Origin of the sequence: Galbibacter sp. (assembly GCF_035306585.1) — a bacterium.
Classification (GTDB): Bacteria; Bacteroidota; Bacteroidia; order Flavobacteriales; family Flavobacteriaceae; genus Galbibacter.
In genome coordinates this window covers 1-7934 of the sequence record NZ_DATGNU010000114.1, presented here as the reverse complement: position 1 = coordinate 7934, position 7934 = coordinate 1, and the positions used below count along the sequence as shown (strand labels likewise).

6 protein-coding genes and 1 tRNA gene are annotated in these 7934 nt (G+C 37.8%); 5 read left to right on the top strand and 2 right to left on the bottom strand.

What is annotated here, in order from left to right:
* Positions 1–65 precede the first annotated feature (65 nt).
* Positions 66–147, bottom strand: a tRNA-Leu gene (locus VKY50_RS10500).
* Between the two features lie 108 nt (positions 148–255).
* On the opposite strand from VKY50_RS10500, the gene VKY50_RS10495 reads away from it, so the two are divergent.
* The 5 genes from VKY50_RS10495 to VKY50_RS10475 all read left to right on the top strand — a co-directional run bounded on the left by VKY50_RS10495 (position 256) and on the right by VKY50_RS10475 (position 7515).
* Positions 256–1644, top strand: a complete 1389-nt coding sequence (locus tag VKY50_RS10495; RefSeq protein ID WP_324301600.1) for a dipeptidase — start codon at positions 256–258, stop codon at positions 1642–1644.
* A 162-nt stretch (positions 1645–1806) separates the two neighbouring features.
* The gene (locus tag VKY50_RS10490; RefSeq protein WP_324301598.1) at positions 1807–3201 is read left to right on the top strand and encodes an aminopeptidase P family protein; all 1395 of its coding nucleotides are present in this window, start codon (positions 1807–1809) and stop codon (positions 3199–3201) included.
* Between the two features lie 23 nt (positions 3202–3224).
* Positions 3225–5462, top strand: coding sequence for a S9 family peptidase (locus tag VKY50_RS10485; RefSeq protein ID WP_324301596.1), 2238 nt, complete (start codon positions 3225–3227; stop codon positions 5460–5462).
* 150 nt (positions 5463–5612) lie between these two features.
* Complete coding sequence (locus VKY50_RS10480; protein ID WP_324301594.1) at positions 5613–6512, top strand: metallophosphoesterase; 900 nt, start codon at positions 5613–5615, stop codon at positions 6510–6512.
* 304 nt (positions 6513–6816) lie between these two features.
* Entirely contained in the window at positions 6817–7515 is a 699-nt protein-coding gene (locus VKY50_RS10475; protein WP_324301592.1) for an SGNH/GDSL hydrolase family protein, read from the top strand.
* Between the two features lie 4 nt (positions 7516–7519).
* Here VKY50_RS10475 and VKY50_RS10470 read toward each other — a convergent pair whose 3' ends face one another.
* Complete coding sequence (locus tag VKY50_RS10470; protein WP_324301590.1) at positions 7520–7849, bottom strand: 2Fe-2S iron-sulfur cluster-binding family protein; 330 nt, start codon at positions 7847–7849, stop codon at positions 7520–7522.
* Positions 7850–7934 lie beyond the last annotated feature (85 nt).

The window sequence follows — 7934 nt, the reverse complement described above, 5'->3', positions numbered from 1 at the left end:
CGAAAAAACAGTAAAATCCCAACTGATTTAAAATAAAAAACCGAAGATCTCTCTTCGGTTTTTTGTGCGGGTGAAAGGAGTCGAACCTTCACACCTTGCGGCACTAGATCCTAAGTCTAGCGTGTCTACCAATTCCACCACACCCGCTTGTGTGTTTTGTGGGTGCAAATATAAATCTATTTTTTAAAAATCAAACTTATTAATTAAAAAAAATCTTCTTTTTTTGGTACATTTGAAGTTGTAACAATTTACTTCATGGAAAATTTAAAGTCGTATATCAATACGAACAAGGATCGATTCATTTCAGAACTCATAGAATTATTAAAAATGCCATCTGTAAGTGCAGACCCTGCCTACTCGCATGATGTGCTCAATACGGCAGAAGCTGTTAAAGAAGCTTTAGACAAAGCAGGATGTGATTATGTAGAGGTATGTGAAACTCCAGGTTATCCTATTGTTTATGGAGAAAAGATTATTGATAAGACCTTGCCAACGGTGCTGGTATATGGACATTATGATGTTCAACCACCCGATCCTCTTGAGCTTTGGGAATCTCCTCCATTTGAGCCTGTAATTAAGAAAACAGTACTTCATCCAGATGGTGCAATTTTTGCACGCGGTGCCTGTGATGACAAAGGTCAGATGTACATGCACATTAAAGCTCTGGAGTACATGACCCAAAATCATCAGCTTCCCTGTAATGTGAAATTTATGATTGAAGGTGAGGAAGAGGTTGGATCTGAGAGTTTAGAATGGTTTATTTTGAACAACCGTGAAAAGTTAAGTAATGACGTTATACTCATTTCAGATACTGGTATGATTGCTAATGATGTGCCTTCTATAACAACTGGTTTAAGAGGTCTGAGCTATGTTGAGGTAGAAGTAACAGGCCCAAACAGAGATTTACATAGTGGATTATATGGCGGTGCAGTGGCTAATCCAATCAATATCCTCAATAAAATGATCGCTGGTTTACACGACGATAATATGCGAATTAAAATCCCAGGGTTTTATGACAAGGTTGATGAGCTATCTGTAGATGAGCGCACTGAAATGGCGAAAGCTCCTTTTTCATTGGAATCCTATAAATCAGCTATTGGAATTGAAGATGTTTATGGGGAACAAGGTTATACTACTAATGAAAGAAGCAGTATTCGCCCCACCTTAGATGTTAATGGTATCTGGGGCGGGTATATTGGTGAGGGAGCCAAAACTGTTATTCCAAGCAAGGCCTATGCAAAAATATCGATGCGACTTGTTCCACATCAAGATTGGAAAGAAATCAGTGAATTATTTCAAGCTTATTTTGAGAGTCTTGCGCCAAAAGGGGTAGAAGTTGTTGTTAAACCCCATCACGGGGGGTATCCGTATGTAACGCCTATTGATAGTATTGGCTATCAAGCTGCAAGCAAAGCTTACCAAACTACCTTTGGGAAACTTCCAATACCCCAAAGAAGTGGAGGGAGTATTCCAATCGTGTCCCTGTTCGAACAGGAGTTAAAGAGTAAAACCATTTTAATGGGATTCGGATTAAACAGTGATGCCATCCACTCTCCAAATGAACACTACGGAATTTGGAATTATCTTAAAGGGATAGAGACCATCCCATACTTTTACAAGTATTTCACTGAATTGAATCAGTAACGCCTGAGCGTTAATATATAAAAAGTACCATTTTAAGTGCTCCCTTGAACTCAGGGAGCGTTTTAATATTATCACATATTGGTAGGATATTATCCAGTTTTAGATAAAAAATTGTAATATCTATCAATAATTATCAAATTTGGATCTATAAATTAAATAGGAATGTTTTCACAAAATGTTTATATCAGTAGAAGAGCTGCACTAAAAAACAATTTAAGAAAAGGAACAGTCTTGTTTCCGGGAAATGGTGAAAGTGGAATGAATTTTAAAGACAACTGGTACCCTTTTCGGCAGGATAGTACTTTTTTATATTATACAGGAATTAATATTCCAGATATTTATTTTGTAATTGACATTGAGGCGGATCAAGAAATACTTTTTGGAAACGATCCCACTCCCGAAGAAATAGTTTGGATTGGACCAACTACTCCACTTAGAGAACTCGCAGAGGCTGCAGGGATTAAGACTATAAAACCTTTAAATCAATTAGCCGATTACCTGGCTAAGACCACCGAGGATCAAATTCATTACTTACCACCATATAGAAGTGAAACAAGTGTAGCGCTGCATGAACTTCTTGGTATCGCTATAGCTGAGGTGTATGAGAAGTGTTCAATTGACTTGATAAAAGCCGTTGTTAAACAACGTGAGATTAAGCAACCAGAAGAAGTAGCGCAATTACATAAGGCCGTGAATATTACTGCGAAAATGCACACCTATGCCATACAAAATGGAAGAGCAGGAAAGACTGAAAAGCAGATTGCAGGGGAGCTACAAGCAATTGCTATTGGAGGAGGCGGCAATATATCTTTTCCAATAATACTGACCACCAATGGACAATACTTGCACAATCATGCCTCTGAAAAGAGGCTCGACAATGGAGAACTTGTTTTATGTGATTGTGGAGCAGAAACTGCCATGGGTTATGCAGGAGATATGACACGAACATTTCCCGTTGCAGAACGATTTACCGAATTGCAAAAGCAAGTATATAACATCGTTCTAGATGCACATAACAAGGCCATTGAGGCATTAAAACCTGGAATAAAATTCTTAGATGTGCATTTACTAGCCTCAGCAAGATTAGTGGAAGGTTTGAAAGGTTTAGGTCTTCTCAAGGGAGATACTCAGGAAGCTGTGTTAAGAGGAGCCCATACGTTGTTTTTTCAATGTGGTTTAGGACATATGATGGGACTCGATGTGCACGATATGGAAAATCTAGGCGAACCTTATGTAGGCTATACAGAGACCCTGAAGAAAAGTGATACTTTTGGATTACGATCCCTAAGGCTCGGAAAAGAACTTCAAGAAGGCTTTGTAATCACCGTTGAGCCAGGGTTGTATTTCAATCCTTACCTAATAGATGCATGGAAGGCAGAACAAAAGTTAAGTGAATTTATCAACTATAACCAAGTGGAGAAGTTTAAAAATTTTGGAGGAATACGCATCGAAGAGGACTTTTTAATTACATCAACATCAAGTGAATTGTTAGGTGATCCATTGGCTAAAACAGTCTCAGACGTTGAAGAGTTGATAAATACCTCGAAACAAAAGTAAAATAAAAAGACGTTTCATTTAAGATGTCATTCAAATTCAAATACCTCATCTGTATTCTCGTGCTAAGTAACCTGTTGGCTTATGCGCAAGAGGAACTTAGTTTAGAGGCCATATATAACTCCTCCAAATACAGCAGTGATTACCAAAGTCAAGTATTTTGGATCTCGCAAGGGGAGGCTTATATCACCATTGCTCACAACAAGAATAAAGAAAGTCAACTGATTAAACATTCTAGTAAAAATGGTAATGAAAGTATATTTCTATCTTCACAGGCGCTTACTCCTATAGGTGCTACAAAAGCTTTAAATGTGGAGGCTTTTAGTTTGAGTGATGATAATACCAAGGTGTTGATTTTCACAAATTCACGTAAAGTATGGCGCTCTAATACCAGAGGTGATTATTGGTTGTATGATTTTAAGGAATCCAAACTCAGTCAGATCGGGAAGCAATTTCCAGCATCCTCACTGATGTTTGCAAAATTTTCCAATGACAGTCATAAAGTGGCCTACGTACATGATTTTAATATTTACATCGAGCAATTAGATACCGGGACCACAAAACAACTTACCTCAGATGGAAGTACTACTCATATTAACGGAACTTTTGATTGGGTGTACGAAGAAGAATTTGGAATGCGAGATGGGTTTTCCTGGAGTTCTGATGATGAACATATTGCGTTTTGGCAATTAGATGCCTCCCAGACAGGAACCTTCTATATGATAAATACGACGGATTCGTTGTATTCAAAACCTATCCCTATCCAGTATCCAAAAGTTGGGCAATCCCCTTCCAAAGCTAAGGTAGGTATCATAAACACTAAAGATGGAGCGAACCACTGGATACCCATTCCTGGAGATCCCGTACAACATTACTTACCTGGTATGCAGTGGGTGAGTAAAGATTTATTGCTTATCCAACAAATCAATAGAAAGCAAAATCAGCTTATTGTCTACAGTTATCAAGTAAATTCAGGTGAACTCAAAAAAGTGTATACCGAAAACCACAGTGCATGGGTGGATTTGCGATACCCAGATATTTCTTCAAATCACTGGGGAGGAAATGACCTGCTTTTGACAGATTCCAACAAATACTTTTTGCGAATGACTGAAGGCGATGCATGGCGTCATGTATACAAAATAAGTATAGCCACTGGTGAGAAAATCTTGTTAACACCTGGAACCTATGATGTAGCTGCCATCTATGCCCTTTCAGATCAGGAATTATATTTTAGTGCTTCTCCTTATAACGCAACACAGCGCTATTTATACAGTGTACCATTAAATGGAAAAGGAAAATTAAAAAGGGTGACCCCAAAGGACTATCGTGGGGTTAATACGTATGATATATCACCAAATGGAAAATATGCTATTCATAATCATAGTAATACTGAAATGCCACCTAGCGTACAACTAGTGCGTTTACCGGGACACCAACTTGTTTCAAAATTAGTAACCAATGATCATTTAAAAGAGTCGTTAGCAGAATTGGAACTACCTAAGACATCTTTTTTTAAAGTCACCACCGAGGAAGGTATAGAGATTGATGGACGCATCACTAAGCCAGTGGACTTTGACCCAAATAAAAAGTACCCTATTGTCTTTAATGTATATGGTGAACCATGGGGACAAATGGCGACTGATAGTTGGATTGGGATGTTCGATATTTATTTAGCCAGCAAAGGCTTTGTGATAATAAAAATGGATAATCGAGGTACGCCGTCTCTAAAAGGGAGTCAGTGGCGAAAATCTATTTACAAAAAGGTAGGAGTAATTAATACGCGTGATCAGGCCCTTGCAGCCAAACAAGTCATCAAATGGCCTTTTGTTGATAAGGAAAGAATTTCAGTATGGGGATGGAGTGGTGGAGGTTCAATGACCCTGAACCTCATGTTTAAATATCCTGAGCTTTATCAAACAGGTATTTCAATTGCTCCTGTTTCTAACCAATTGCTCTATAATAATGTATATCAGGAGCGTTACATGGGACTCTCCACTGAAAACATGAAAGGCTATATCGCGGGATCACCTGTGACCTATGCAAAAAACTTGGAAGGGAATCTACTTTTAATTCATGGCACTGGGGATGATAATGTGCATTATCAAAATGCAGAATATTTGATCAATGAATTAATTCGTAATAACAAACAATTTGACATGATGTCATATCCCAATCGTTCGCACGGTATTTATGAAGGTGAAAATACCTCCATGCATCTTTACACACTGATTTCTAATTATCTGTTAGAACATAACAAAGAATAACTAGAATAATAGTGTTGTTTTTACAAAAGAGGACCGAGGTTTTACCTCGGTCCTTCAATTTATAAAGGCCGGTAAAACAGAGCTTATAGGATGATTTAGATTAAAAATTTTGGCCGCGTAGCATCTTTTTTCTTTACATTTACAGATACTATGTCGACAGAAGTTCGCTTTAATAAGGCCTTTAGCAACGCCGTTACGATCCCTTTTGACGATCACTCGAAATTCATTATTTTCAGTGACTGCCATAGAGGAGATAATAGCTTTGCCGATGATTTTGCCAATAATAGAAACACCTATTTCCACGCTTTGAAGGAATACCATAAACAGGGTTTTACGTATATTGAATTAGGTGATGGTAATGAACTATGGGAAAACATACATTTTAAAAATATTTTCGAGGCACATAAGAATATTTTTCTACTCTTGAAGGAATTTCATGATGAAAACCGATTACATATGGTTTATGGTAATCATGACTTGATCTACAATAGCCAACATGAGATAAAAAAGCATTATGATAGCTGGAGAGACCCCAATTCTGGAAAGCAAGTTCCATTAATGCCAGGGCTTAAGTATCACGAGGCACTCCTGCTTCGCCATACTGATACAGGCCAAGAGATCTTCATGGCTCATGGACATCAGGCCGATTGGTGGAACCATCGATTTTGGCCGCTTAGTAGATTGATGGTTCAAATATTGTGGAGACCTTTGCAAGTTGTAGGAATATCAGATCCTACTAGTCCTGCAAAGAATAACAAAGAATTATATAGAGTCGAAAGACGAATTAAGAAATGGATTTTAAAAAATAATTCTATAATGACCATTACTGGTCATACCCATAGACCGAGATTTCCCGAACCTGGCGAAATACCATTTTTTAATGACGGGAGTTGTGTCTTCCCTCGTAGTATTACAGGTATTGAAATAGAACAAGGAACCATTTGTCTTGTGAAATGGTATGTGGATACAACTGATCAAGGATTTTTGCAGGTGGTACGCACTGTTTTAGAAGGCCCGAGGAAATTAAGTGATTATCAAAAAGTTCTATAATAAACCACTTCCAATACGTAGTCCTTTTGTGATTAACGCTAGGATGTCATGTTTTTTAATCACCGGCCGAAGGGCTCCTTTGGTTTAACAAAAAGTAAAAAATTTCGGATAAATTACTGAATTATTGGTAAATTGCTTATGAAAACAAATTGGGTCTATGGCGTCCTTTAGAAGCATTTCAAACGTATATGTTGGTGATGTTATTTCTTAGGATATCATATAAAGTTGAGGATCTAGTTGGAAAACTTGGATTCCTTTTAGTTTAAATTCCACGCAGATTCATTGTGTTTGAAACCATATTGTGATGAGAAAAATAGTATTTATTATAGGAATTGTAACGTTTTTTGTAGGATGTAAAGGAGCTTCGGTACCGGGGTCTTTGGATTTAGAAAGGCAAACTGTGAAATACCTTGCTTTAGGGGATAGTTACACAAAAGGGGAAAGCGTTTGCGAATCTTGTAGTTTTCCGATGCAACTCATGGAACGAATAGCCAAAGAGGAAAAGGTAAAGGTGAAAGCAGAGGTTGTTGCTCAAACAGGTTGGACTAGTGGAGACTTAATCAATGGACTTCGATTAAGGCAACTAGGGAACGACTATGATCTTGTAACGCTTCTTATTGGGGTTAATAATCAATATCAGAACAAAGATATAGCGGGATATGAGCTCGATTTATCTAATTTATTACTCAGAGCCGTTCAATACGCTGGTGGGGATAAAAACAAGGTGATTTTAATTTCCATACCAGATTACGCCTATACTCCAGAGGGACAAAGTAGTTCTGATCCATCTAGTATAAGTGCTGCTATCAATAAGTATAACGAAGCTGCAAGAAAAATAGCTGCAGCAAATGGTATCTCTTTTGTTAACATAACAGATATCAGTAGGCAAGGATTGGCCAATACTGATTTGGTTGCTGAAGATCAATTACACCCTTCGGCTACTGCCTATAGTAGTTTTGTTTCAGAAATTCTCTTTGAAATTAAGAAAAAGCAATTGTTTTAATTCACTAGACCTCAGGTGCTAATTCCACCTCAAGACCATTGAGGTCTTCAGTGATTTGGATTTGACATCCTAAACGCGAATTGTCCTTAACATTAAACGCCTCGGCTAGCATAAGATCCTCATCATAGCTCATCTCTGGTAGTTGGTGATCAGAGATCACATAACACTGACAAGAAGCACACATGGCCATACCTCCGCAAACGCCAATTGTTCCCTCAGGAGCCAATTCATACGAGCGTACAACCTCCATTAAATTCATGGCCATATCTGTGGGCGCATCTACCTGGTGTACCACACCATCTCTATCTTTTATCTTAATCGTAATATCAGACATTCGTTGGAATTTTGAGCTGGTAAAATTAAATAAAACTTTTTATAGTCTACTAATTTACTAGAGAATAATTTTCACTCCTTTTGTC